Source organism: Achromobacter sp. NPDC058515 (assembly GCF_042721735.1).
In the GTDB taxonomy this organism is placed as follows: domain Bacteria; phylum Pseudomonadota; class Gammaproteobacteria; order Burkholderiales; family Burkholderiaceae_B; genus Achromobacter.
Map to the genome: position 1 here is coordinate 1 of NZ_JBHXNI010000036.1, position 1,060 is coordinate 1,060.

Annotated in this window: 2 protein-coding genes; both read left to right on the forward strand. The window is 56.8% G+C overall.

Annotation, left to right across the window (positions count from 1 at the left end):
- On the forward strand, positions 1-303 hold a 303-nt coding region (locus tag ACFWP0_RS29575), incomplete at its 5' end, for a VRR-NUC domain-containing protein (protein ID WP_377848303.1).
- On the forward strand, positions 300-1,060 hold a 761-nt coding region (locus tag ACFWP0_RS29580), incomplete at its 3' end, for a hypothetical protein (protein ID WP_377848305.1). The genes ACFWP0_RS29575 and ACFWP0_RS29580, both read left to right, overlap by 4 nt.

Below are 1,060 nucleotides of genomic sequence, written 5' to 3' on the forward strand. Positions count from 1 at the left end.
CCGAGGCGGGTCAGCGAATACTTCCCCTTCTGGCCGCGCCCGCGAGGAAGCCTGGCGCCGGATCTGGTGATCGTGGAGTATCGCCAGCAGCCGTTTGAAGTGGGGAATGTCTTTGCGGCGGTGGAGATCAAGTTTCCGAATGATTGGGTCACCGACACGCAAATGAAGGACTACGTCAGGCTTATGAATGGCGATGCGGCAAAAGTGGCATTGCTGCGTGTACCCGAAGACTGTACGGGGTATCGGCACGGCACAGCCGCCAAAGAGGGTAAAGGCGGGCAGCCGAACAGGAGAGGGAGATGAGTACGAGTAGCCCATTGATCGACGATGACGATCTGTCTGGCATGGTCGACGACCTGAAGAAATGGCCGAACACCGCCATTGACAATGGCTCGTTCGAACTTTCCCTGACGCCTTTCCTTACCTTTTACTTCACATACGATCCAGCCCATTTCCTTCGGACCACACTGGACATGATCGATGTCCATGAGGCCTTTGACAAACTTCTGGGCTATCCCTATACCGTCGCTACCCACCCCGATTCCGAACGTCCCCATCCTTACGGCTCAAAACGTTTGGGAGATATTCGTGAATGGGTACGAAAAACTCCTCTTCATGAGGCATTTGCCGTCAAATTTACTGACGAAAGGAATCATCAGAGCTCGCCCACGCACTCGGCCTACCTATGGCGGGAACCGACGCGCGGAGAGCGTGAACAACACTATTCGTCCATCCAGTTCTACTACCGCTGGCAGTGGTGGCTGGACAACAAGGACGTCTGGCGGAAATTCGTCCTCGATACCATCGGCCGCCTGAAACCCGCACAGGTCTACAGCGGCTTTGCGATGGGCAATCCGTTGGAATTCGGCATGCGATCTGAAGTCGCTGTCTGGGATCGGGCGCTGGCGCCGCACTTCTATGGCCTGGACACGGATTATCCATTTGGAATGGATATCACGCCCGCGCTTCCTTCCGGCATCCGGCCGCCCACCTGGGGATTCTTCCTCTCCGACACCTGGCGCGAAAAGCTCTCCATCACCCGCGAGGACGTCGCCACTCG